This is a genomic window from Pseudomonas sp. Irchel 3F3 (assembly GCF_900187545.1).
GTDB classification, from domain to species: Bacteria; Pseudomonadota; Gammaproteobacteria; order Pseudomonadales; family Pseudomonadaceae; genus Aquipseudomonas; species Aquipseudomonas fortuita.
Genome location: NZ_FYDS01000005.1, coordinates 15,843 through 38,889 on the forward strand (window position 1 = coordinate 15,843; position 23,047 = coordinate 38,889).

Annotated in this window: 22 protein-coding genes; 12 read left to right on the plus strand and 10 right to left on the minus strand. The window is 62.6% G+C overall.

The features are described from left to right. Positions 1 to 18 precede the first annotated feature (18 nt). A complete protein-coding gene (locus CKW35_RS11370) occupies positions 19 to 2,283 on the plus strand; it encodes a bifunctional diguanylate cyclase/phosphodiesterase (RefSeq protein WP_016488721.1) in 2,265 nt (754 codons plus the stop codon). Here the strand turns inward: CKW35_RS11370 and CKW35_RS11375 are convergent. Then, the gene (locus tag CKW35_RS11375) at positions 2,183 to 3,070 is read right to left on the minus strand and encodes an NAD(P)-dependent oxidoreductase (RefSeq protein WP_023048581.1); all 888 of its coding nucleotides are present in this window, start codon (positions 3,068 to 3,070) and stop codon (positions 2,183 to 2,185) included. The genes CKW35_RS11370 and CKW35_RS11375 overlap by 101 nt on opposite strands. A 170-nt stretch (positions 3,071 to 3,240) precedes the next feature. Beyond that, on the minus strand, positions 3,241 to 3,552 hold the full coding sequence (locus CKW35_RS11380) for a DUF2288 domain-containing protein (RefSeq protein WP_016488723.1): 312 nt from the start codon (positions 3,550 to 3,552) through the stop codon (positions 3,241 to 3,243). Between CKW35_RS11380 and CKW35_RS28265 the strand changes: the two genes are divergently transcribed. From CKW35_RS28265 to nhaA, 9 genes are all read left to right on the plus strand, one after another. Beyond that, positions 3,551 to 3,742: a hypothetical protein gene (locus tag CKW35_RS28265; RefSeq protein ID WP_158248153.1), complete on the plus strand. Its 192-nt coding sequence runs from the start codon at positions 3,551 to 3,553 to the stop codon at positions 3,740 to 3,742. The genes CKW35_RS11380 and CKW35_RS28265 overlap by 2 nt on opposite strands. 169 nt (positions 3,743 to 3,911) lie before the next feature. Next, on the plus strand, positions 3,912 to 5,027 hold the full coding sequence (locus CKW35_RS11390) for a branched-chain amino acid ABC transporter substrate-binding protein (protein WP_060520058.1): 1,116 nt from the start codon (positions 3,912 to 3,914) through the stop codon (positions 5,025 to 5,027). Between the two features lie 185 nt (positions 5,028 to 5,212). Next, positions 5,213 to 6,136, plus strand: a complete 924-nt coding sequence (livH, locus tag CKW35_RS11395; RefSeq protein WP_008097482.1) for a high-affinity branched-chain amino acid ABC transporter permease LivH — start codon at positions 5,213 to 5,215, stop codon at positions 6,134 to 6,136. Continuing rightward, a complete protein-coding gene (locus CKW35_RS11400; protein WP_016488726.1) occupies positions 6,133 to 7,389 on the plus strand; it encodes a high-affinity branched-chain amino acid ABC transporter permease LivM in 1,257 nt (418 codons plus the stop codon). Before livH ends, CKW35_RS11400 begins: the two co-directional genes overlap by 4 nt. Further along, positions 7,386 to 8,153, plus strand: coding sequence for a high-affinity branched-chain amino acid ABC transporter ATP-binding protein LivG (gene livG / locus CKW35_RS11405; RefSeq protein WP_016488727.1), 768 nt, complete (start codon positions 7,386 to 7,388; stop codon positions 8,151 to 8,153). Before CKW35_RS11400 ends, livG begins: the two co-directional genes overlap by 4 nt. A 1-nt stretch (position 8,154) precedes the next feature. Continuing rightward, positions 8,155 to 8,856, plus strand: coding sequence for an ABC transporter ATP-binding protein (locus tag CKW35_RS11410; protein ID WP_003254879.1), 702 nt, complete (start codon positions 8,155 to 8,157; stop codon positions 8,854 to 8,856). 236 nt (positions 8,857 to 9,092) lie between these two features. After that, entirely contained in the window at positions 9,093 to 9,767 is a 675-nt protein-coding gene (locus tag CKW35_RS11415; protein ID WP_016488728.1) for a COG3650 family protein, read from the plus strand. A 103-nt stretch (positions 9,768 to 9,870) separates the two neighbouring features. After that, the gene (locus CKW35_RS11420) at positions 9,871 to 11,478 is read left to right on the plus strand and encodes an NAD(P)/FAD-dependent oxidoreductase (protein ID WP_095115958.1); all 1,608 of its coding nucleotides are present in this window, start codon (positions 9,871 to 9,873) and stop codon (positions 11,476 to 11,478) included. A 251-nt stretch (positions 11,479 to 11,729) separates the two neighbouring features. Beyond that, entirely contained in the window at positions 11,730 to 12,905 is a 1,176-nt protein-coding gene (gene nhaA, locus CKW35_RS11425) for a Na+/H+ antiporter NhaA (protein WP_016488730.1), read from the plus strand. 69 nt (positions 12,906 to 12,974) lie between these two features. Here nhaA and CKW35_RS11430 read toward each other — a convergent pair whose 3' ends face one another. Further along, on the minus strand, positions 12,975 to 13,439 hold the full coding sequence (locus CKW35_RS11430; protein WP_009684613.1) for a glycine zipper 2TM domain-containing protein: 465 nt from the start codon (positions 13,437 to 13,439) through the stop codon (positions 12,975 to 12,977). A gap of 147 nt (positions 13,440 to 13,586) precedes the next feature. On the opposite strand from CKW35_RS11430, the gene CKW35_RS11435 reads away from it, so the two are divergent. Next, on the plus strand, positions 13,587 to 13,820 hold the full coding sequence (locus CKW35_RS11435; protein ID WP_016488731.1) for a hypothetical protein: 234 nt from the start codon (positions 13,587 to 13,589) through the stop codon (positions 13,818 to 13,820). A 39-nt stretch (positions 13,821 to 13,859) separates the two neighbouring features. Here CKW35_RS11435 and pdxH read toward each other — a convergent pair whose 3' ends face one another. The 5 genes from pdxH to dinG form a co-directional block, all read right to left on the minus strand. After that, positions 13,860 to 14,507 carry a pyridoxamine 5'-phosphate oxidase gene (gene pdxH, locus CKW35_RS11440; RefSeq protein WP_016488732.1) on the minus strand — a complete coding sequence of 216 codons (648 nt, stop codon included), beginning with the start codon at positions 14,505 to 14,507 and terminating at the stop codon, positions 13,860 to 13,862. An 18-nt stretch (positions 14,508 to 14,525) separates the two neighbouring features. After that, the gene (locus CKW35_RS11445) at positions 14,526 to 15,506 is read right to left on the minus strand and encodes an OmpA family protein (RefSeq protein WP_016488733.1); all 981 of its coding nucleotides are present in this window, start codon (positions 15,504 to 15,506) and stop codon (positions 14,526 to 14,528) included. Positions 15,507 to 15,605: 99 nt separating this feature from the next. Continuing rightward, positions 15,606 to 16,751, minus strand: a complete 1,146-nt coding sequence (locus CKW35_RS11450; protein ID WP_095115960.1) for a serine hydrolase domain-containing protein — start codon at positions 16,749 to 16,751, stop codon at positions 15,606 to 15,608. Between the two features lie 109 nt (positions 16,752 to 16,860). Further along, positions 16,861 to 19,095: a beta-galactosidase gene (locus tag CKW35_RS11455; RefSeq protein ID WP_095115962.1), complete on the minus strand. Its 2,235-nt coding sequence runs from the start codon at positions 19,093 to 19,095 to the stop codon at positions 16,861 to 16,863. Between the two features lie 80 nt (positions 19,096 to 19,175). Then, the gene (gene dinG / locus CKW35_RS11460; protein WP_060520043.1) at positions 19,176 to 21,320 is read right to left on the minus strand and encodes an ATP-dependent DNA helicase DinG; all 2,145 of its coding nucleotides are present in this window, start codon (positions 21,318 to 21,320) and stop codon (positions 19,176 to 19,178) included. A 97-nt stretch (positions 21,321 to 21,417) separates the two neighbouring features. Between dinG and CKW35_RS11465 the strand changes: the two genes are divergently transcribed. Continuing rightward, the gene (locus CKW35_RS11465; RefSeq protein ID WP_016488737.1) at positions 21,418 to 21,882 is read left to right on the plus strand and encodes a CopD family protein; all 465 of its coding nucleotides are present in this window, start codon (positions 21,418 to 21,420) and stop codon (positions 21,880 to 21,882) included. Between the two features lie 102 nt (positions 21,883 to 21,984). On the opposite strand, the gene CKW35_RS11470 is transcribed toward CKW35_RS11465, so the two are convergent. Both CKW35_RS11470 and CKW35_RS11475 read right to left on the minus strand, forming a co-directional pair. Next, on the minus strand, positions 21,985 to 22,743 hold the full coding sequence (locus CKW35_RS11470) for a collagen-like triple helix repeat-containing protein (protein ID WP_070086457.1): 759 nt from the start codon (positions 22,741 to 22,743) through the stop codon (positions 21,985 to 21,987). Continuing rightward, positions 22,736 to 23,011 (minus strand): DUF1145 domain-containing protein, encoded by a 276-nt coding sequence (locus CKW35_RS11475; RefSeq protein ID WP_016488739.1) that lies wholly within the window; start codon positions 23,009 to 23,011, stop codon positions 22,736 to 22,738. Before CKW35_RS11475 ends, CKW35_RS11470 begins: the two co-directional genes overlap by 8 nt. Positions 23,012 to 23,047 lie beyond the last annotated feature (36 nt).

Below are 23,047 nucleotides of genomic sequence, written 5' to 3' on the forward strand. Positions count from 1 at the left end.
TCGATCATGGGGCAATCAATGGAATGGCTGGGGCTGCAACTGTTCGCCGACCTTCCGGCATTCGGGCACATCGTTATCGATTGCCGCCATGAACCGTTTCTGGTCCTGCTCGCCTACTTCGTTGCCTGCGCGGCTTGCTTCGCGACCCTGGACATGGCCGAGCGCCAGTCCCACAGCGAAGACCCCACTGCCCACCGACAATGGCACATGCTTGGCGCCTGCTGCCTGGCCGGTGGCATCTGGGCCATGCACTTCATCAGCATGCTGGCCTTCCAGGCACCGATAGAGGTGCACTACGACGTTTCCCTGACCATTCTTTCGCTACTCATCGCCCTGGCCGTCGCCTGGGTGACCATGCGCAGCCTCGACCGCAGCCAGATGCGCGTGCAGCACTTCCTGCAAAGCGCCGTACTGATCGGCATGGGCATTATCCTGATGCACTTTGTCGGCATGGCTGCGATGGACACCGGCGCCCAGCAGTATTACCAGACTGGCCTGCTGCTGGCCTCTGCCACCATTGCCCTGCTCACCGGCCTGGCTGCGTTATACCTGGCCCGGTACTTCAGCAATGGCAGCGGCACCCTGCACCAGGCAATGAAGTACGGCGCCAGTCTGCTGATGGCCGGTGGCATCGTCGCCACCCATTTCACCGCGATGTCGGCCATGACCCTGGTGATCCCGCCCGACACCGCGCTGCGCCTGCCCTCCGCCGACAACAGCCTGCAACTGGGGTTGGGCATCGGCTTCATCACCCTGCTGATCAGTGGCGCCAGCATCAGCGCCGCACTGGCCGACAAGAAGCTGCAGAGCAAGGAGCACGATCTGCGCCGGGTCAACGTGCTGCTCAGCCAACTGGACCAGGCCCGCGCATCGCTGCAGCAGGCCGCGCACTACGATGCCCTGACCAACCTGGTCAACCGCCGTGGCTTCAACCAGGTATTCGAAGAGCGCCTGGCCGAACACCACGCCACTGAAAACCGCCTGGCAGTCATGTTCCTCGACATCGACCACTTCAAGCGCATCAACGACAGCCTTGGCCACGACGCTGGAGACGAACTGCTCAAGGTGATCGCCAGCCACATCAAGGCCGCCACCCGCCATCAGGACCTGGTCGCACGCCTGGGCGGCGACGAGTTTTGCGTGGTCACCAGCCTCAGCAACTGCGACGAAGCGCGCCACCTGGCACAACGCATCATGCAACGGATGAAAGAACCCATCGACCTGGGTGGTCGGCGCATGGTCATGACCACCAGTATTGGCATCAGCATCTTCCCCGACGACGGCACCAGCGCCGAAGAACTGCTCAAACATGCCGACCTGGCCCTTTACCAGTCCAAGGACAGTGGGCGTAACGGCCTGCACTTTTTCAACGAAACCCTGAAAAACCAGGCATCCCTCGCCTTGCAACTCGAAGAAGAACTGCGCATCGCCCTGCTCGAAGAACGTGGGTTGTGCGTGCATTACCAACCCATCTTCGACATGCGCAGCGGGCAGGTGGCCAAGCTCGAGGCCCTGGTGCGCTGGCATCACCCGCAGCACGGCTTGCTGGGGCCCGACCGTTTCATCGGCATTGCCGAAGCCAATGGCCTGATCATCGACCTTGACCTCTGGGTAATGCGCCACGCCTGTGCCGACCTGGCACACCTGCACCGCCACGGTTATGGCGATATCAAGGTGACGGTCAATTGCTCGGCAGTAACCTTGAGCCACGACGAGCTGCCCAACGAAGTGGAGAAAGCGCTGTTCCACACAGGGCTCGCACCCCGGCACCTGGAGCTGGAAGTGACCGAAAATGCCCTGATGGGCGATATCCAGCGTACCGTCAACCTGCTCAAGCGCGTTCGTGCCTTGGGCGTGGCGCTGTCAATCGACGACTTCGGCACTGGCTACTCGTCACTGGCCTACCTCAAGCGCCTGCCGCTGGACGTACTGAAGATCGATCGCAGCTTCCTGCAGGATGTGCCGGGCAGCCAGAAGGATCGCGAGATCGTCCAGGCGATAATCGTCATGGCGCATACCCTGCACTTGCAGGTCGTCAGCGAAGGCGTGGAAACCGCCGAACAGCAGGCTTTCCTTCAAGACCATGGCTGTGACTATCTGCAGGGCTACCTGCTGGGCCGCCCGGTACCGCTGGCCGAGCTACGGCCACTACTGGAGCGGCTGCAGCGTCAAAGCCAGGTACTCATCCCTTGTTGCGGTAAAGTTCTACAAGGGTCGCCGGATCTTTTTGCAAGTAACCCTGGCTACCGTGCAGGCGCATCAATTGCGCGGCGAGGCCGCTGAGCGGCGTCGCCGCCCCCTGCTCACGGGAAAACTTCACTGCGCCATCGAGGTCCTTGAGCAGCGTGCGCACGTGCCACTTGATCGGCTCGAAGCGGCTTTCAGCCATTTGCGGCGCAAGGATCTGCAGCGGCTTGGAATCAGCAAAACCACCGGCCAGCGCTTCGGCGATCAGCGTCGCGTCCACCCCGGATTGCTCGGCCAACGCCACCACTTCGGCAATGACCAGGGCATTGCATGCCACGATCATCTGATTGCAGGCCTTGGTCACCTGCCCCGCCCCCACCGCCCCCATGTGCGTCACACGCTGACCCAGCACCTGCAGCACTGGCCGTGCACGTTCCAGGTCGGCCGCTTCACCGCCAACCATGATCGCCAGGGTACCGGCCTCGGCACCTGGCGTGCCGCCGGACACCGGAGCATCCAGCCAGGCCATGCCACACAGTACCGCGAGCTCGGCGGCCATTTCACGGGTGGCGGTGGGTTCCAGGCTGGAGAAATCGATCAGCAACTGGCCGCTGCGCCCACCCTGGGCAATCCCTTGCTCGCCGAACACCACCTCACGCACCACGGCCGTATCGGCCAGGCACAGCAATACCATATCGCTGCCCTGGCACAGTTCGGCGGGGCTGTTGGCCAGGCGCGCGCCGGCGGCGACCAGCGCGGCGCACTTGTCCGGGCTGCGGTTCCACACGGTCAGCGGGTAGCCAGCCGCTAACAGGCGTCGACACATGGGCAGGCCCATCAGGCCGATGCCGGCAAATCCAAGCGAAGGCAATGCAGTGCTCATGAATGACTCCTGACTATTCGAATTGTTTTCCAGGCTGGCCAGAACGGTGGGCATATTACGCATCCCGTAAACTGTTACCGCCACGCCGAATTGTTACTTACCTCTACCCGCCTTGAACGCCTTCGAGCACCAAAACGGAGCTGCTGCGCATTTTTGCGCACCAAAAAAGATCACGCCTCAACCGGACGCTTCACCTGGATCACGATGAACGGCGAAACCACCACCGCCCAGATCTCTGGATCGCGGCTTTGCAGGTCCAGCGCCTGCTCGGCCGACACCGGCCCAACGGTGCCATCACTACGCCACTTGGCGAAGATTTCGCCGCGATTCTCGGCCATTGCCTCGGCAACGGTGATCAGGTCCAAGCTGGGGTCGACCCAAATCAGGTCACCCTTGGCCCAGAAACGCTCCAGCGCTTTCCACTCGATGATTGCTGTCTCGCCAAGCAATTTGGCATAGAGGGTGCTGGTTTGATCAGTCATGGGTGATATCCGCAAAAATCGGCCAATAAAAAAGGTCGGCATTTTTGCAGAAAAACCCGGTTTCAAATATGTAATTTGGTCGATTGACCCCGAACTTGTGGGGCGGGGTCGCAGATACAGGCAATTTGATGGCGCCTTTTTGTATCTTTCTGTCGAACAAGCGACAACCCAGGAAACAGGCACTTTTTGAACGCTTTTCAAGCGCTCGAACAGCGCTCTACACTGTACCGGTACAGTTCCGGGACATGTTCCGGGGGAAGGTGGGCTTGCGCGTTGGCATGGCCACGCCGCAAATCCCGCCCGGTCTGTAGCCCTGGCCGCCAGGACTATAAGAATTACAACAGAATGAGTGGAGCACTATGATCAAGATTTCCAAGCTGTTCGCCGCAATGGTACTGGCCGGGGTAGCCAGCCATTCGTTTGCCGCCGATACCATCAAGATCGGCATCGCCGGTCCCAAGACGGGTCCTGTGACCCAGTACGGCGACATGCAGTTCATCGGCGCCAAGCAAGCCATCAAGGATATCAACGCCGCGGGCGGCGTCGATGGCAAGATGCTCGAAGCCAAGGAATACGACGACGCATGCGACCCTAAACAGGCCGTGGCAATCGCCAACAAAGTGGTCAACGACGGCGTCAAGTTCGTCATCGGCCACCTGTGCTCCAGCTCTACCCAGCCTGCATCCGACATCTATGAAGACGAAGGCGTGATCATGATCACCCCGGCCGCCACCTCGCCGGAAATCACCGCCCGTGGCTACAAGCTGATCTTCCGCACCATTGGCCTGGACAGCGCCCAGGGCCCGGCCGCCGGCAACTACATCGCCGACCACGTCAAGCCGAAGGTCGTTGCCGTCCTGCACGACAAGCAACAGTACGGTGAAGGCATCGCCACCGCCGTCAAGCAGACCCTGGAAAGCAAGGGTACCAAGGTTGCCGTATTCGAAGGCCTGAACGCGGGTGACAAGGACTTCTCCTCGATCATCCAGAAGCTCAAGCAGAACAATGTCGACTTCGTGTACTACGGCGGCTACCACCCAGAGCTGGGTCTGATCCTGCGCCAGGCACAGGAAAAAGGCCTGAAAGCCAAGTTCATGGGCCCAGAGGGCGTGGGTAACGACTCGATCTCGCAGATCGCCCAGAACGCCTCCGAAGGCCTGCTGGTCACCCTGCCGAAGTCGTTCGATGCCGACCCGGAGAACAAGAAGATCGTCGACGCCATCAAGGCTGACGGCAAGGACCCAAGCGGTCCGTTCGTGTTCCCTGCCTACTCGGCTGTCGAGCTGATCGCACAAGGCATCAAGGCGGCCAAGTCCGAAGATACCGACAAAGTGGCAGCGGCCATCCATGCCGGCTCCTTCAAGACCCCTACCGGCACCCTGTCGTATGACGAGAAAGGCGACCTGAAAGACTTCAAGTTCGTGGTCTACGAATGGCACTTCGGCAAGCCGAAGACCGAAGTCTCCCCTCAGTAACTGCGTGACTAAATAGCTGACTTACGAGCCCACTGTGCGAGCAGTGGGCTTTGTTTTATGAGGTTCATGGGCCCGATCCCCGCGATCCGGGGGCTAGCCCACCTGAAAATCTTAAAACCGTCACCCGCGGTTTCCTGGCATACCCCCGCCAGCGAAATGCAAATCAGGTTTTTAGGAGCGCTGTAATGCCTGAGATCTACCATTTCTTCCAACAACTGGTTAATGGATTGACCATCGGCAGCACCTATGCCTTGATCGCCATCGGCTACACGATGGTGTACGGCATCATTGGCATGATCAACTTCGCTCACGGCGAGGTGTACATGATCGGTTCCTATGTGGCCTTCATCGCCCTCGCGGGCCTGGCCATGATGGGTATCCATTCGCTGCCGATCCTGATGACCGTTGCCTTCGTCGCGACGATCTTCGTCACCAGTGCCTATGGCTACAGTATCGAACGGGTTGCCTACCGCCCCTTGCGCAACAGCAACCGTCTGATCCCGCTGATTTCCGCCATCGGCATGTCGATTTTCCTGCAGAACACCGTCTTGCTTTCGCAAGACTCCAAGGACAAGTCCATCCCCAACCTGATCCCCGGAAGCTTCTCGTTCGGGCCGGGCGGCGCGGAGGAAGTTCTGATCAGCTACATGCAGATCCTGGTGTTCGTGGTCACTCTGGTAGCCATGACCCTGCTCACCCTGTTCATCTCTCGCTCCCGTCTGGGCCGCGCCTGCCGTGCCTGCGCCGAGGACATCAAGATGGCCAACCTGCTGGGCATCAACACCAACAACATCATCGCCCTCACCTTCGTCATCGGTGCCGCCCTGGCCGCCGTAGCGGCCGTGCTGCTGAGCATGCAGTACGGAGTGATCAACCCCAACGCCGGTTTCCTGGTAGGCCTCAAGGCCTTCACCGCGGCGGTGCTGGGTGGCATCGGCAGCATTCCGGGCGCGATGCTCGGCGGGCTGGTGCTGGGCGTGGCCGAAGCGTTTGGCGCCGACATCTTCGGCGACCAGTACAAGGACGTGGTGGCATTCGGCTTGTTGGTGCTTGTCCTGCTATTCCGGCCGACCGGCATCCTGGGCCGCCCGGAGGTTGAAAAAGTATGAACAAAAATCTCAAACAGGCGTTCTTCAGCGCCTTGCTGGTCTGGGCGGTGGCCTTCCCGGTGCTGGGCCTGAAACTGAGCATCGACGGCATCAGCCTGGTCGTGCACAGCCAGGGCTCGTTCACCATCAGCATCATCGCCGTGTGCTCGGTGCTGATGTTCCTGCGCGTGCTGTTCGACAAGCAGTGGAGTTCGGTGATGAACCGCCGCTCGGATCGCAAGCTGATCCCGCCGGCCGTCAGCAATTACCTGACCCTGCCCAAGACCCAGCGCTATGTGATCGTTGGTCTGATCGTTGCGGCACTGGTGTGGCCGTTCTTCGGCTCGCGCGGTGCGGTCGATATCGCCACGCTGATCCTGATCTACGTGTTGCTGGGCCTGGGCCTGAACATCGTGGTCGGCCTGGCGGGCCTGCTCGACCTCGGTTACGTCGGCTTCTACGCCGTCGGCGCCTACAGCTACGCCATGCTCTCGCACTACCTGGGCTGGAGTTTCTGGGTATGTCTGCCGATTGCCGGCCTGATGGCCGCCACCTTCGGCTTCCTGCTTGGCTTCCCGGTGCTGCGCCTGCGCGGTGACTACCTGGCGATCGTGACCCTCGGCTTCGGCGAGATCATCCGCCTGTTCCTGCGCAACCTCACCGACTGGACCGGCGGCCCCAACGGCATCAGCAACATCCCCAAGCCAGAGTTCTTCGGCCTGACCTTCGAACGCCGTGCCGCCGAGGGCATGCAGACCTTCCACGAGTTCTTCGGGCTGGAATACAACTCGATCAACAAGGTCATCTTCCTCTACCTGGTGGCACTGCTGCTGGCCTTGCTGGCACTGTTCGTCATCAACCGCCTGCTGCGCATGCCAATCGGCCGCGCCTGGGAAGCCCTGCGTGAAGACGAGATCGCCTGCCGTGCGCTGGGCCTGAACCCGACCGTGATCAAGCTCTCGGCGTTTACCCTGGGTGCCTGCTTCGCCGGTTTCGCCGGCAGCTTCTTCGCAGCGCGCCAAGGTCTGGTGACGCCGGAGTCGTTCACCTTCATCGAGTCGGCAATCATCCTCGCCATCGTCGTGCTTGGCGGCATGGGCTCACAACTGGGCGTGATCCTCGCGGCCATCGTGATGATCCTGCTGCCCGAGCTGATGCGTGAGTTCAGCGAATACCGGATGCTGATGTTCGGTGCGCTGATGGTGTTGATGATGATCTGGCGTCCGCAAGGCCTGCTGCCTATGCAACGTCCACACATGGAGCTGCGTCGATGAGCCGCGAAATTCTGCAAGTCAGCGGCCTGAGCATGCGCTTCGGCGGCTTGTTGGCGGTCAACGGCGTGGCCCTGACCGTCAAGGAAAAACAGGTGGTGGCGCTGATCGGCCCGAACGGCGCCGGCAAGACCACGGTGTTCAACTGCCTGACCGGGTTCTACAAACCCAGCGGCGGCACCATCCTGCTCGATGGCCAGCCGATCCAGGGCCTGGCCGGCCACCAGATCGCCCGCAAGGGCGTGGTGCGGACCTTCCAGAACGTGCGCCTGTTCAAGGACATGACCGCGCTGGAAAACCTGCTGATCGCCCAGCACCGTCACCTGAACACCAACTTCTTCGCCGGCCTGTTCAAGACCCCGAGCTTCCGCCGCAGCGAGAAGGAGGCCATGGAACGCGCGCAGTACTGGCTGGAAAAGGTCAACCTGACCGAATTCGCCAACCGTACCGCCGGCACCCTCGCCTACGGCCAGCAACGCCGCCTGGAAATCGCCCGCTGCATGATGACCCAGCCGCGCATCATCATGCTCGACGAACCTGCGGCGGGCCTGAACCCGAAGGAAACCGAAGACCTCAAGGCGCTGATCGCCTACCTGCGTGAGTCGCACAACGTCACCGTGCTGCTGATCGAGCACGACATGAAGCTGGTGATGAGCATTTCCGACCATATCGTGGTGATCAACCAGGGCACCCCCCTGGCCCACGGCACACCGGAAGAGATCCGCGACAACCCTGATGTGATCAAAGCCTACCTGGGGGAAGCGTAAAATGCTGAAGTTCGAAAACGTTTCCACCTTCTACGGCAAGATCCAGGCGCTGCACAGCGTCAACGTGGAGATCAACCAGGGCGAGATCGTCACCCTGATCGGCGCCAACGGCGCCGGCAAGTCGACCTTGCTGATGACCCTGTGCGGCTCGCCGCAGGCGCACAGTGGCAGCATCAAGTACCTGGGCGAAGAGCTGGTCGGGCAGCCGTCCTCGCACATCATGCGCAAGAGCATTGCCGTGGTGCCGGAAGGGCGGCGCGTGTTCGCCCGCCTGACCGTCGAGGAAAACCTGGCCATGGGCGGTTTCTTCACCGACAAGGGCGACTACCAGGAGCAGCTGGACAAGGTGTTGCAACTGTTCCCGCGCCTGAAGGAACGTTACATCCAGCGCGGCGGCACCATGTCCGGTGGCGAGCAACAAATGCTTGCCATTGGCCGTGCGCTGATGAGCAAGCCCAAGCTGCTGCTGCTCGACGAACCTTCACTGGGCCTGGCGCCGATCATCATCCAGCAGATCTTCGACATCATCGAACAGCTGCGCCGTGATGGCGTGACGGTGTTCCTGGTGGAGCAGAATGCCAACCAGGCGCTGAAGATCGCCGACCGCGCGTATGTACTGGAGAACGGTCGGGTGGTGATGCAAGGGACGGGTGAAGCACTGCTGACCGACCCAAAGGTGCGCGACGCGTACCTCGGCGGTTAAATGGGAAAGGGCCTTCGGGCCCTTTTTTATGCCTGCCAGAAATGCATTGCCAGTGCCGGCCCTTTCGCGGGTAAACCCGCTCCCACAGGAAACCCACGGCCTTTGGAAACTGAGCAGTACCTGTAGGAGCGGGTTTACCCGCGAAGGCGCCCGCACGGGTAACCATTAACTTGAGATCCACCGCCGGCCTGAGTAACGTGGCCAGCTCTTTACCAAAGATTCCCGGAGTTCGCCCGATGCGCCTCACCCCCACCCTGCTGCTCACTGCCCTGCTGCCCCTGTTCGCCGGCTGCCAGCTCATGGCTGAAGCGCCAAGCGACCCGAACATCGGCACCACGCGCATGCAGGGCGAACTGCGGGCGGCCGGTGGCCAGCTGCTGTTCAAGCCGTGCAGCGAAAACCGCACGTTCGTGATCAACGACGTCGGCGCTACCGGCATCCTGCAGGAGGCCGGCAACCTCGCCAAGGACGCCAACGACAAGCTGTTCGCCGACGTCCGTGGGCGCCTTACCGGCAGCAAGCAGGCCAACAATGATGGCCAGCTGGAAGTACGCCGCCTGTACCGCCTGGAACCTTCCACCCGCGCCTGCGAAGACCCCAACTTCAAGCAGTTGACCCTGCGCGCCAATGGCCACGAGCCGGACTGGGACATCAAGGCCAGCGGCAAGGGCATGGTCCTCAGCCGAGTCGGGCAGGAGCCCCTGCCCTTGCCGTTCCTTGAAGAGGAAGTACCCGGTGGCGGCTTGACCCTCACCAGCGAAGCCAACGGCCAGCACGTGGAACTGTGGGTCGCGCCGCAGCGCTGCGTAGACAGCGCCACTGGCGCGGTCCACCACCTGCGTGCCGAACTGCGCATTGACGGCAAGACCCTGCAGGGCTGCGGCTACTACGGCGGCGCACGCGACAACTGATCGTCGGGCACTTTTAACCTGCCAGTCGGGGCGGCTAACAGCTTATACTTGGCGGTTTGTGTAAAGCCGCCGGCCGCCCATGGCCGGGATACTGGACCCTGCCATGCTACGAATCACCGAACTCAAGCTGCCCCTGGACCATCCCGACGAAGCACTGCGTGAAGCCATCGTCCAGCGCCTGGGCATCCGCGACGAGCAACTGCTCAGCTTCAACCTGTTCAAGCGCAGCTACGATGCGCGCAAGAAGAACAGCGAGTTGCTGTTCATCTACACCATCGACCTCGAAGCCGGCAACGAAGCCGAACTGCTCAGCAAGTTCGCCGACGATCACAACATCGGCCCGGCACCGGACGTGACTTACAAATACGTCGGCCACGCCCCGGCCGACATCCAGGAACGCCCTATCGTGGTCGGCTTCGGCCCCTGCGGCATCTTTGCCGGCCTTTTGCTGGCGCAGATGGGCTTCAAGCCGATCATCCTCGAACGTGGCAAGGAAGTGCGCCAGCGCACCAAGGACACCTGGGGCCTGTGGCGCAAAAGCGTGCTCAACCCCGAGTCCAACGTGCAGTTCGGCGAAGGCGGCGCCGGCACCTTCTCTGACGGCAAGCTGTACAGCCAGATCAAGGACCCGCAGCACCACGGCCGCAAAGTGCTGGAAGAGTTCGTCAAGGCCGGTGCGCCGGACGAGATCCTGTACATCAACAAACCGCACATCGGCACCTTCCGCCTCACCGGCATGGTCGAGCAGATGCGCCAGGACATGATCGCCCTCGGCGCAGAAGTGCGCTTCCAGCAGAAGGTCACCGACCTGCTGGTCGAAGACGGCCAGCTGACCGGTGTGGTGCTGGAGAGTGGCGAACAACTGCACTCGCGCCATGTAGTCCTGGCCCTTGGCCACAGTGCCCGCGACACTTTCCGTATGCTGCATGCCAAAGGCGTCTACATGGAAGCCAAGCCGTTCTCGGTCGGCTTCCGTATCGAGCACCCGCAAACGCTGATCGACAAGGCGCGTCTTGGCAAATACGCCGGCCACCCGAAACTCGGCGCTGCCGACTACAAGCTGGTGTACCACGCCAAGAATGGCCGCTCGGTGTACAGTTTCTGCATGTGCCCGGGTGGCACCGTGGTCGCCGCTACCAGCGAGCCGGGCCGCGTGGTTACCAACGGCATGAGCCAGTACTCACGTAACGAGCGCAACGCCAACTCCGGTATCGTCGTCGGCATTGACCCCGAGCGCGACTACCCGGGCGGCCCGCTGGCCGGTATTGAACTGCAAGAGCGTCTGGAAGCCCACGCCTACGTAATGGGCGGCAGCAACTACCAGGCCCCGGCGCAGCTGGTGGGTGACTTTGTCGCCGGCCGGCCATCGACCGCACTGGGCAGTGTCGAGCCATCCTACAAACCGGGCGTGACCCTGGGTGACCTGGCACCAAGCCTGCCGGACTTCGCCATCGAAGCGATCCGAGAGGCCCTGCCAGCGTTCGACCGGCAGATCAAAGGCTACAACCTGCATGATGCAGTGTTGACCGGGATCGAGACGCGTACCTCGTCGCCCCTGCGGATTACCCGGGGTGAGGACTACCAGAGCCTGAACCTGAAAGGCCTGTTCCCGGCAGGTGAGGGGGCCGGGTATGCGGGCGGCATCCTGTCGGCGGGTGTGGACGGTATTCGTATCGCCGAGGCGGTAGCGCGGGACATGCTCGGCCTGTAATTTTGTATCGCCTGCAAGGGCCCTTTCGCGGGCTGGCCCGCGAAGAGGCCCTGACAGGGATCAGAAATATCCGACCCAAACACCAGCCTTTCCCTCCCCCCTTTCCTCCCATCTGCATCTAGGCTTCACTCAGCCCAGACAGCAACACCATATAACAAAAACGAATATAGTTTTTGTTTGAAAGCATATCGTCACAGGCTAGGGTGTACGCCCGTACCCTTCGTAAACTGCTCATGGAGAGCCTATAGCCCGTGCGTAGCCTGTTTACCCGATTCTTCCAGCTTGAAGCCGCCAGCGGTCTGCTGCTGATCGCCGCCGCCGTTCTGGCCCTGATCATCAACAACTCACCCCTGTCCTATCTGTACAGCGGCCTGCTCGACGTCCCCGTCGCCGTCCAGGTCGGCGCGCTGAATATCGCCAAGCCTTTGTTGCTGTGGATCAATGACGGCCTGATGGCCCTGTTCTTCCTGCTCATTGGCCTGGAGGTCAAACGCGAGGTGGTCGATGGTCACCTGTCCAAGCCCTCCCAGGTGATCCTGCCCGCCACTGCTGCTGTGGGCGGCATGGTGGTGCCGGCGCTCATCTACTGGTTCATCAACCGTGACAACCCGGCGGCCGTGGCCGGCTGGGCGATCCCCACCGCCACCGACATCGCCTTCGCCCTCGGCGTGCTGGCCCTGTTGGGCAAACGCGTACCGGTTTCGCTCAAGCTGTTCCTGATGACCCTGGCGATCATTGACGACCTTGGTGCAATCATCGTCATCGCCCTTTTCTACTCAGGCACCTTGTCGAGCGTATCGCTGCTGCTGGCAGCGGCCTGCCTGGTGGTGCTGATCGCGATGAACCGGCTTGGGGTGGTCAAGCTTGGGCCGTACATGATCGTTGGCCTGATCCTGTGGGTCTGCGTACTCAAGAGCGGCGTGCACGCCACGCTGGCCGGTGTCGCCCTGGCCTTGTGTATCCCGCTGCGTACACGCAACGCCGAGACTTCGCCGCTATTGTCCCTTGAGCATGCCCTGCACCCTTGGGTTGCCTATGCGATCCTGCCGCTGTTTGCCTTCGCCAATGCTGGCGTCTCACTGGCAGGCATGACCGTGGAAAGCTTCACCCACCCGGTGCCGATGGGCATTGCGATTGGCCTGCTGATGGGCAAGACCGTGGGCGTTTTCGGCCTGACTTGGGTAGCGGTCAAGCTGCGCCTGGCAGCGCTGCCTGCGGGTGCTGGCTGGGGGCAGATACTGGGGGTGGCGATACTCTGCGGTATTGGCTTCACCATGAGCCTGTTTGTTGGCTCACTCGCCTTTGCACCAGGCAGCAGTGATTACGCGGGCATGGATCGCATGGGGATCCTTACCGGCTCGTTCTTCGCCGCAGTGATCGGCTACGCCGTTACCGCCCTGGCCAGCCGAAAAAACAGTGCTGGTTGACTTGGCTGAGGCATAAAAAAACCCCGACTGGCAGCCGCCATGTCGGGGTTTTCTTTTGCTGCGCTACGGTCAGTGCGAGACGCGGCTGGTACCGTCAACTGTCATGATGCGCACACGGTCGCCGACGCGGAAGATTTCATTCTCCTGCACGGCCTGCACATAGGCACGCATGCTGCCATCGTCCTCACGCACGGTGATTTCGACGCCTTGGGTACGGGTCAGGCCTTCCTCGGCAGCGGAACCCGCCAGGCCACCGGCCACGGCACCGATCACGGCAGCAACGATGCTGCCACGGCCGCCGCCCACGGCGCTGCCGGCCACGCCACCGACGATGGCGCCAGCGCCACCGCCGATCGGGGTCTTGGTACCCTCGATCTTGACCGGGCGCAGGGATTCGATGGTGCCCATGCGCACGGTTTGCACGCGGCGGGCTTCATCACGGGAGTAGCTGTCACCGGTCAGGCTCGAGGCACAGCCCCCCAGCAGCAACGACATGGTGGTAAAAGTCGCCACCAGCAAAGCGGATTTACGCATGGGTAAAGTCTCCATAATTCAGGTGCTCATTAGACGCTGCACGTTGACGGCTGTCACGGTACAAACGTAATAAAATTGGTTTCATTCAGCCGGGGTACAGCCTGGGCGGTTGTGCCATAGGCTCTTCAATTGAGACCAAGGATAGCCATGGATTACTTCATCGTCGTGGTCACCACCGTTGCGGGGCTTTATTTCCACGGGTGGCTATACGTGCGTATGCGCCGCTGGATGGACCGTGACCTGGCGTTGTCGCTGGCGGGGGCTGACCCTGAAAAGCGTGAGTACATGCTGGAAAGGTTGGCGCAGGCGCGGCAGGAGAAGGTGGGGCGCAAGCAACTGGCAGAGTGGTTGGAGCGGGAGGCGGCGGGGTATCCGGGGTAGTCTGATGGATCACTGGGGCCGCTTTGCGGCCCCAAATGCTCAGGGTGCCAGCCGCTCGCGCAGCCATTGCCCATCCACCAGCCGGTAGTTCAACCGGTCATGCAGGCGGCTCGCCCGCCCCTGCCAGAACTCGATGCGCTCAGGCAACAGGCGATACCCACCCCAATGTTCAGGGCAGTGCGGCTGGGTGTCGGAGAAGCGCGCTTCAGTGGCCTTGACCAAACCTTCCAGCTCTTCACGACCGGCAATCACCCGGCTTTGCGGCGACGCCCAGGCCCCCAGGCGGCTGCCCAGCGGGCGCACCTGGTAGTAGTCGTCCGACTCCTTGGCGGTGACCTTTTCCACTCGCCCTTCGATACGCACCTGGCGCTCCAGCGCCGGCCAGAAGAACGTCATGGCGGCAAAGGGGTTGGCTTGCAGTTGCTGGCCCTTGGCGCTTTCGTAGTTGGTGAAGAAAGTGAAACCCTGCTCGTCGAGCCCCTTCAGCAGCAGTACACGGCAATGCGGGCGGCCTTCGCCGTCCACAGTGGCCAGGGTCATGGCGTTGGCTTCCACGGGTACCTGCTCGGTTTTCACCGCATCGGCAAACCACTGGTGGAACAGGGCAAACGGCTCCCCCGGTGCCTGGGCTTCGGCCAGGCCATCACGGGTGTAGTCGCGGCGCATATCGGCCAGGGATTGGGTCATTGCTGCGTTCCTTGACGATCAGTTGGTCTTCGCAGGGCTGTTGGCAGCTACTTTCTTGTCAGCGGTAGCTTTCTTGGCGACTGGCTTGGCCGGCGCGGCTTTCTTCTTGGCCGTGGTCTTGGCAGGGGCCTTGGCCTTGGCGACGGGTTTCTTCGGCGCAGGCTTCTTTGCTGCTGGCTTGCTGTCGACGGCCTTGGCGGCAGGAGCCTTGGCATCTTGCACCGCAACCATCGAGGCAGGTGCAGGTGCCGGAGTGGCCTGCTGGTACTTGGCCAGCAGCGCGACCATGGTGTTCTGCGGGGTCAGCAGCATTTCCACGCGGCGGTTCAGGGCACGGCCCTCGGGGCTGTCGTTGGCGGCACGTGGCATGACCGAGCCCATGCCCTTGAGGGTCAGGCGGTCACGCTGCAAGCCGCTGAGGCGGAAGATGGCCGACACCGAGGCGGCGCGCTCCAGGCTGAGTTTCTGGTTGGCAGCGCTAGCACCGCTGGTGTCGGCATGGCCCAGTACCAGCACGGCAGTCTTGGGGTCACCTTCGACAGTCTTGGCCACGCGGGTGATCGGGCCGAGGGTCATTGGCAGCAGCATGTTCGGGCGATCGGGGTTATACGAGCTGTCCACCGGCAGGGTGACCGCCAGCACATTGTCGCGGCGCTCCAGTTCCAGCTTGCTGTCCTTGATGGCTTCGCGCAGCTTGGGCTCGTACTCGTCCAGCCAGGCCTGGGTGGCCTTCTGGTCGATCTTCGGCACAACCGGCCCTTTGGCTTGCTTGTCATCACCGCCGAACGGCCACCACCAGCGGCTGGCACTATCGGACTTGGCATCAGCCTTGGCCACGTTTTCAGTGACGGCTGCCTTCACTTCCTGCTCGGCGACCTTGTCCGAACCAAAAGGCCACCAGCTGGAGCCACCTTCCTTGGAGCCGTCCGGGGAATGACTGGCGCAGCCGGTAACGGCGGTCAGGCACAGGGCGAGTGCTAAGGTTTTATGTGAAGACATCAGCGATACACCATGAAATTGAAAGATATTTTGCCAACACACTTGAGGCGTTGGCATTGAGGATAGTCAAAGGGGTGGGGCAATACCCGCATTACCCGATCAAAGGCAGTCGGCAAGGACACGTACCAGATTCTGTGCTCGGGGATCCATGAGCACATACGGGCCGAGGGTATTGACCACGAAACCGAAGGCCACGTCATGCTCCGGGTCGGCAAAACCAACCGAGCCACCGGCCCCTGGGTGGCCGAAGGCACGGGCACCCAGGCCAAAGGTGGCATTGGATACGTCGGGCTGGTCGAGCATGCAGCCCAGGCCAAAGCGGGTCTGGGTGAGCAAGGTGCGGTCCTGTCCGATGCTGTGCTCGCGGGTCAGTTCATCAAGCAGTTCGGATTCGAGCAGGCTGCCGTCCAGCAACCCGGCATAGAAACCCGCCAGGCTGCGGGCATTGCCATGGCCATTGGCCGCTGGCTGTTGCATACGTCGCCATTCCGGTTTGTTGGTGCTGGTCAGGATCGCCGGCGGGTTGGTGAAAGCGCGGGTCGACAGCGCCTCGGGTTCGCGCATCGTCACCTGCAGCAGGCGCTGCGCTGCGGCATCCCCTTGGTTGCCTTTGCCCCGGGCGATATGCGCCACGCGGTAGAACTCCTCATCTGCCAGGCCAACATGAAAGTCCAACCCCAACGGGCGAGCGGTACGGGCCACGATCGAGTCGCCAGGGCCCCGGCCATCGGCGCGGCGAATCAGCTCGCCGATCAGCCAGCCGTAGGTGATGGCGGCATAACCGTGCTCGCGACCCGGCGTCCACCATGGCGTTTCAGCCGCCAGGGCATTGACCATCGTCCCCCATTCATACAGGGCTTCGGCCGGCAACAACTCACGGATGGCCGGCAACCCGGCGCGGTGGCTGAGCAGCTGGCGCAAGGTGATCGACTGTTTACCAGCCTGGGCGAACTCGGGCCAGTAGTTGGCCACAGGGGCATCGAGGGCCAACTTGCCCTCGCCCACCAGTTGCAGGGCGGTGACGGCGGTGAACGTTTTGGTACAGGAGAACAGGTTGGCGATGGTGTCGCTGTGCCAGGCCTGCTGGCCATCCTTGTCGGCACTGCCGGCCCACAGGTCGACGACGGTTTCGCCACCGACCTGGATGCACAGCGCAGCGCCACGCTCCTGGGGATCTTCGAACAGCGCGGCAAAGGCTTCGCGCACGGCTTCGAACTTCAGCTCATAGTGACCCTGGATCTGCACCCGCTGTACTCCGTACGACCATGTCCAAAAAAGGTGTGCATTGTTTCAGTAGTTAGGTGTTTTGCAAACTGGCTTGGGCCAAATGGTCGCGACGAACGGTAGCTTGTGCTCAGGGCGCCTGTTTTTCCAGCTGGGTGCGCAATTGGCCCATCGCCTGCAGGTTGCCCTTGCGTACGGCGTCGACAAAACCCGGGTACGGCACATCGGTGATCGCCACCAGCCCAAGGTGGCCATTCTCGCCGTCAAGTAGCCGACCACTGGCTGGCTGGTCGAGGTATTGGAACCAGTGCGCGCCAACGATCATCGGCTGCGCCAGGGCCGCCTTGAGGAAGTTGCCATAGGCCGGACCGCGGTCTTCTTCCCGCGCCAGCTCCAGCGGCCCCGGCCAGAATGGCCCGCGATCACGCGAGCCGAACTGGAACTCGGACACCAGCACCGGCTTGTCCAGTTCGGCCAGGCGGGCGAAATCGTAGCCGTCCTGTGGCTTGAGGGTATAGAAGTTGAAGCTGAGTACATCGCAGAACTCGGCACAGGCCTTGACCGCCTCCGGCGTGCTGACCGCATAGCGACCACCGAGCAGCAGGTGATTGGGGGCGTGCCACTTCAGTGAGTCGGCAATGGTCTTGAAGTAGGTCTCGGCGAACACTTGCTGGAAGTGCTGGTAGTCGCGCTCGATTTCCGGATGTTCCGGGTCGGGCAGCGGTGCTTCGAAGCCCGGGTCTTCCATGAGTTCCCAGGCGGCCAGTTCGATGCCCCAGGCCTTGGACAGCCCTTGCTGGTTACGGTACTTGTCGCGCAGCTGCTTGAGGAAGGCGCGCTTGGCCGGTACATCGGTGGTCAGGCGCAAAGTGCCGTAGGCCAGGCCATACCGTGCTTTAGGGTCGCTGCCGGGGGCAGCCCAGGCCAGTTCATTGTCGGCGAAGTAGCCGATCAGCCAAGGGTCGTCACGGTGATCTCGGGCAGCAATGGCCACTGCGCGCTCGGTGGCCATGGCAAAACGCGGGTCGAACGGGTCGGGCATGCTGCCCCACCAATCCATGCCAGTGCTGATGCTGGCGTAATCACCCACGATCGACAGCGGCAAGGTGTAGGGCATACGTTTGGCCTGGCCCAGGGCGGGCTCGCTCCAGTTGCCGACCGTGTTGAAACCCCAGGCCTGCAAACGGTCGAGCGCATGCGTTTGCCAGCGGGCAGCGTCCAGTACCTGTGGCGGGCAATTAACGGGCTGCCCTTCAGCGGCCGGCGGGCAGGGTTTGCCGTAGGTACGTTGCAGGTTGGCGGCATAGAAATCGAACCAACGCCCTTGCTTGAAGTTGCGCCCTTGAGACGAGGCATTGCCATCGTCGTTGTTGCCTTCGCCGTAGAATGCGGCCAGCGCATCGCCCTCGCCCGGCAACGCCTTGAACATGCCTTCACGGCCGGCGACGTAGGTACGCCCGCCGTCTGCGGCGACGGCATTCACCCCCAGGGAATAGAACGGGTGGCCCTCCGGCGTTACCAGGTACCAGCGCCCATCACGCTTTTCGGTGCGAAAAAAACCTTTGGCCTCGAACGCCGGCCCGGCCAGCAGCCCGCCATAGCCGTCCAGTTGCTGCCTGCCCCGCTCAGCCAGCCAGCCCTTGAGCTGCTGCTGCTCACGCGTATCGGCCGCCTTGAGCTGCTCGTCATTGGCAACCTTCTCGGGCCAATTGCCGCGAGTGGACTGGCCGTAGGCATCGATCAGATCCTGGTACGCCGCCTTGTAGGCCAGGTCGTCATCCTGGATCCCCACCCGCTCGATCAGCAGGCTCTGCGCCACCTTGGGGTTGGGGATGCTCAGGCTGACCGAGGCCACCTGTTTGAGGTCCACCGCGCCAGCGCTGCTGGTCAGCAGCAAGCGCTGGCCGCCATGGCTCCACGGCATGGGCGGGCCGGCGCGCATGCCCTGGCTCAGCGGCGAGGTGGCCGTCAGCGGCACCATCACGGTTTGCGCGGGACCGGCCGGCAGGTCAATCCGGCTGATCAATGTGCCGCCATCGCTGCCTTGCACCGTGACATCCACTGTCAGCGCCCAGTCCATGCCACTCTGCAGGCGCAAGGTGAGGAACTGCCCGGCGGACCAGTCCCACGCCCCACCTTGCGGGCTCAGCCGCAGGGTCGGCCGCTCGGCCGGGTTGAACACCACACGCCGCAACACCTCGCCTTCGGCCGTCTGCTCGGCGTTGTACTGGGGCATGCCGGCATCCTCGGTTGCCACATTGACCACCGAGGCCGGGCGCACGAAGCTGAACAGCGTCTGCTGCCCAGCCAGCAAGGGCGAGCTGAACAGCAGGGCGAAAACGGCGGGCAGGGTGAGGCGGACCATAAGGCTGGGGCTCTCCTTCAGGCCACTCACGGGCCTTGGACTGAGTAATGTACGACGCGCCGAAGCAAGTGCCCCGGCGGTCAGCAAATCTCCCGCCGGAACGGCGGCAGCGCATTGAGAATAGCCTTGCCATAGCGCTGGGTGACCAGGCGCCGGTCAAGCAAGGTAATGACACCGCGATCCTGCTCGGTACGCAGCAGGCGACCGCAGGCCTGGATCAGCTTCAGCGAGGCGTCGGGTACGGCAATTTCCATGAACGGGTTGCCGCCACGGGCCTCGATCCACTCCGCCAGCGCGGCTTCGACCGGGTCATCGGGCACGGCAAACGGAATTTTGGCAATCACCACATGCTCGCAATAGGCGCCAGGCAGGTCGACACCCTCGGCAAAGCTTGCCAGGCCGAACAGCACGCTGTGCTGGCCATCGTCGACCCGCGCCTTGTGCTTGTTCAGGGTTTCCTGCTTGGACAGGTTGCCCTGGATAAGTACCAGCTTGCGCCAGTCACGGTCCAGGCCATCGAACACGTCCTGCATCTGCTTGCGCGAGGAGAACAGCACCAGTGCGCCGCGGGCATCTTCGACGATGTTCGGCAGCTCGCGGATGATGGCGGCGGTGTGCGCCGCCGCGTCGCGTGGGTCGGCCTTGAGGTCGGGCACCCGCAACAGACCGGCGTCGCCGTGCACGAACGGGCTGGGCACCACACAGGTGACCGCGTCACGCGGCAAACCCGAGCGCATGCGGAAGCGGTCGAATTTACCCAGCGCGGTCAACGTCGCCGAGGTCACCAACGCGCCGTGGGCAACGCTCCACAGGCTGCGGCGAAGCATTTCGGCAGCGAGGATGGGGCTGGCGTTGACTTCGATGTCGAACATCGCACCGCTTTCGGCCAACGTCAGCCAGCGAGCCATGGGCGGGCTGTCTTGCGGGTCTTCGGCGGTAAAGGCTGTCCACAGTTCCCAGTTGCCCTGGGCACGGGTGACCAGGCTGCCGAACAACGGGTACCACTCCTCGGCCTGGTGGCTGGCGATGCCAATGTTGACCTCACCGTCCATGCCTTCCTTGAGCAGGTCGGCCAGACGGGTGAACAGATCGTTGAGGCGGGCAAAACCCTTCTTCAGCTCGATACCCACTTCGCGCAGCTGCTCCGGCACGACGCCGCCTTCGAAGCGATAGCGGGGGCGCTCACGGCCCTCGGTGTCTTCACTGGGACGGAAGTCGGCCACCTGCTCGCAGAGGGTGAACATGAACTGCTGCTGGGTGCGCACTTCCCGCGCCAGCTCTGGGACCTGCTCGATGTACTTGCCCAGATCGCCGGGCAGCGGGTGCTGGGCCAGCAGCTTGGTCAGGTTCTTGGCGGTCTGCTCCAGCCAGTCTGCGGTGGAGCGCAGGCGGGAATAATGGGCGAAGTGGCCGATAGCCTTGTCTGGCAGGTGATGGCCTTCGTCGAACACATACACGGTGTCGCGCGGGTCAGGCAGCACCGCACCGCCGCCCAGGGCCAGGTCGGCCAGCACCATGTCATGGTTGGTAACGATCACGTCGACCTTGCCCATGCCTTCACGGGCCTTGTAGAACACGCACTGCTGGAAATTCGGGCAGTGTCGGCCGGTGCACTGACTATGGTCGGTGGTCAGCCGGGCCCAGTCCTGGTCTTCCAGGGCTTCTGACCAGCTGTCACGGTCGCCGTCCCAGCGGTTGCCGGCAAGCTTCTCGATCATGCTGTTGAACAGCTTCTGGCTGCGCTCGTCGACTTCGATGCGGAAGCCTTCTTCCTCGAACAGCTGAGCGGTAGCCGACTGGGCGTGGCCCTCCTGCAGGAGGATGTCGAGCTTGGACAGGCACAGATAGCGGCCACGGCCTTTGGCCAGGGCGAAGCTGAAATTGAGCCCGCTGTTGCGCATCAGGTCAGGCAGGTCCTTGAAGACGATCTGCTCCTGAAGGGCCACGGTAGCGGTGGCAATCACCAGGCGCTTGCCGGCTGCCTTGGCGGCCGGGATGGCGGCGAGGCTGTAGGCCACCGTCTTGCCGGTACCGGTGCCCGCCTCGACGGCAACCACGGCAGGCTCGCCGGCGCGGCGGCCTTCATCGTCGCAGGCAATGTCGCCCAGTACCTTGGCCACTTCGGCGATCATCAGGCGCTGGCCATAGCGGGGCTTGAGGCTCTTGGCTTCGAGAAAACGCGAGTAGGCGCCCTGGATGGTGGCTTTGAGTTCGTTGCTGATCATGGTCTGCAGGCGCCCGTAGGGCTGGATATATTTTCAGTGTTTCGCATGGGCGGCTATCATACCCCGCTATTGCCCTTTATGCCGCATGGAGATCCGGATGCTCGCCTTTGCCCTGCCCTACACACTGCATGTTCTGGCTGCCCTGGTATGGGTCGGCGGCATGTTCTTCGCCTGGCTGGTGCTGCGCCCGGCAACGGTTGCGGCCCTTGAAGGGCCTGCGCGGCTGCGGCTGTGGGTGGAAGTTTTCCGACGCTTCTTTGGCTGGGTCTGGCTGGCGGTGGCGATCTTGGCGATAAGTGGTATCGGCATGTTGCACTTGCGTTTCAGCGGTTTCGAGACTGCACCGAAGTACGTACAGGTGATGATCGGTGGGGGCATCGTCATGTTTGCCTTGTTCATGCGCATTCAGGCGTTGCTGCTGCCGGAGTTGAAGACGGCGGTCCAAGCCGAGGACTGGCCGACGGGGGCGGCGGTGCTCGGGCGCATTCGGCGGATGGTGGGGGTCAACCTGCTGCTGGGCCTGGCCGTGGTTGCTGTGGCCAGCTCGCGCCTGATGATCTGACAGCTGAGTTATGCGTTGGAGATAGATCGAGCGCCGCGCGGGCGGCGCTCGATCGCATAGGCGCTGCAATTTCCCTGGCGAGAACTTCGCAGCCAAAAAGGTTTACAGGTGTTGCAGAATCAGCTCACCTGCGGCGCCTGCCAGGCCGGGCTGCCCAGGCTGCCCTGGCCGGCCATTGGCGCCAGCATCGGTGCTGTACACCAGGCAACCCTTGCTAGCCCCACCTTTACCCGCCTTCCCCGCCGCCCCGGGCTTGCCTGGGGCGCCACCCTCCAGGCGCACGACAACGCGCTCTTGCGCGAACCCCTGCGGCACGCTGAGGCGGATGCGCCCGCCCGGCGCACCATCGTGCCCGTTGCCGCCGTCATCGCCATTGGCACCACGGCTGGCCTGGCCCCAGGTGCAACCACCCGCCTGCCCGTTGCCACCATCAAGGCCCACATAACCCGGCGCCCCCGCGCCACCACGGGCATCGATCGCCACCCGCTCGGCATCCACTTCAGCCAGTTTCAGGTCCAGGCTGCGGCCTGGCCGAGCTGCCCGCTGATAACTACCCGCCGCTCCGGGGGCACTGAATTCACTGCCTTCACCCAACCTCGCACTACGCGCCTCGATGACCAGGGGGCTGTCGGAGGGTGCAATGGCGATACGCGCATCACGGCCCAGCTCCAGGTGATCGACCGTCAATTGCGCAAGCGAGGCTGGCAGCAGCAGGGTTGCCGCATCGGCGACACGCAGGTGCGTGAAATGCACGCTGGCCGACTTGTCGGGCAGGCGCAGCATGGAATTGGCGGCGACCTCCAGGCTTTCAGCCTGGGCCAAGGGAGCGGCCAACATGGCCAGCAACATCAAATTACGCATTTCGGGGCGCCTCCTGCGCACGGGGAATGGACATGACATGGAAGATACCCGTCAAGAGGATCTGCAAACGGTCGAACCAGCGGTGGCTGCGCCCACGCAAGCTGCCATTGAAGAACAGCACTTCGAGGAGGTGCAAGCTGAACAGGACGATGCCGGCGGCATTGATCAACAGATTGAAGGGCAAAGGTTGTGGCATCAATTGATTGAACAACACCACACCCCAGAAAGCGACCGTCAGGACCTTGCCCAGGCCCAGGATGAACTTCATACCCCGCCCCTATAAATTGTTGTTTTGTCGAGACAG

What these genes read in the sequence shown, in the direction of transcription:
- CKW35_RS11370 (WP_016488721.1), top strand. Translation starts at nt 19, where the DNA reads ATGGAATGGCTGGGGCTGCAACTGTTCGCCGACCTTCCGGCATTCGGG.
- CKW35_RS11375 (WP_023048581.1), bottom strand. Translation starts at nt 3,070, where the DNA reads ATGAGCACTGCATTGCCTTCGCTTGGATTTGCCGGCATCGGCCTGATG.
- CKW35_RS28265 (WP_158248153.1), top strand. Translation starts at nt 3,551, where the DNA reads ATGGGTGATATCCGCAAAAATCGGCCAATAAAAAAGGTCGGCATTTTT.
- CKW35_RS11380 (WP_016488723.1), bottom strand. Translation starts at nt 3,552, where the DNA reads ATGACTGATCAAACCAGCACCCTCTATGCCAAATTGCTTGGCGAGACA.
- CKW35_RS11390 (WP_060520058.1), top strand. Translation starts at nt 3,912, where the DNA reads ATGATCAAGATTTCCAAGCTGTTCGCCGCAATGGTACTGGCCGGGGTA.
- livH (WP_008097482.1), top strand. Translation starts at nt 5,213, where the DNA reads ATGCCTGAGATCTACCATTTCTTCCAACAACTGGTTAATGGATTGACC.
- CKW35_RS11400 (WP_016488726.1), top strand. Translation starts at nt 6,133, where the DNA reads ATGAACAAAAATCTCAAACAGGCGTTCTTCAGCGCCTTGCTGGTCTGG.
- livG (WP_016488727.1), top strand. Translation starts at nt 7,386, where the DNA reads ATGAGCCGCGAAATTCTGCAAGTCAGCGGCCTGAGCATGCGCTTCGGC.
- CKW35_RS11410 (WP_003254879.1), top strand. Translation starts at nt 8,155, where the DNA reads ATGCTGAAGTTCGAAAACGTTTCCACCTTCTACGGCAAGATCCAGGCG.
- CKW35_RS11415 (WP_016488728.1), top strand. Translation starts at nt 9,093, where the DNA reads ATGCGCCTCACCCCCACCCTGCTGCTCACTGCCCTGCTGCCCCTGTTC.
- CKW35_RS11420 (WP_095115958.1), top strand. Translation starts at nt 9,871, where the DNA reads ATGCTACGAATCACCGAACTCAAGCTGCCCCTGGACCATCCCGACGAA.
- CKW35_RS11430 (WP_009684613.1), bottom strand. Translation starts at nt 13,439, where the DNA reads ATGCGTAAATCCGCTTTGCTGGTGGCGACTTTTACCACCATGTCGTTG.
- CKW35_RS11435 (WP_016488731.1), top strand. Translation starts at nt 13,587, where the DNA reads ATGGATTACTTCATCGTCGTGGTCACCACCGTTGCGGGGCTTTATTTC.
- pdxH (WP_016488732.1), bottom strand. Translation starts at nt 14,507, where the DNA reads ATGACCCAATCCCTGGCCGATATGCGCCGCGACTACACCCGTGATGGC.
- CKW35_RS11445 (WP_016488733.1), bottom strand. Translation starts at nt 15,506, where the DNA reads ATGTCTTCACATAAAACCTTAGCACTCGCCCTGTGCCTGACCGCCGTT.
- CKW35_RS11455 (WP_095115962.1), bottom strand. Translation starts at nt 19,095, where the DNA reads ATGGTCCGCCTCACCCTGCCCGCCGTTTTCGCCCTGCTGTTCAGCTCG.
- dinG (WP_060520043.1), bottom strand. Translation starts at nt 21,320, where the DNA reads ATGATCAGCAACGAACTCAAAGCCACCATCCAGGGCGCCTACTCGCGT.
- CKW35_RS11465 (WP_016488737.1), top strand. Translation starts at nt 21,418, where the DNA reads ATGCTCGCCTTTGCCCTGCCCTACACACTGCATGTTCTGGCTGCCCTG.
- CKW35_RS11470 (WP_070086457.1), bottom strand. Translation starts at nt 22,743, where the DNA reads ATGCGTAATTTGATGTTGCTGGCCATGTTGGCCGCTCCCTTGGCCCAG.
- CKW35_RS11475 (WP_016488739.1), bottom strand. Translation starts at nt 23,011, where the DNA reads ATGAAGTTCATCCTGGGCCTGGGCAAGGTCCTGACGGTCGCTTTCTGG.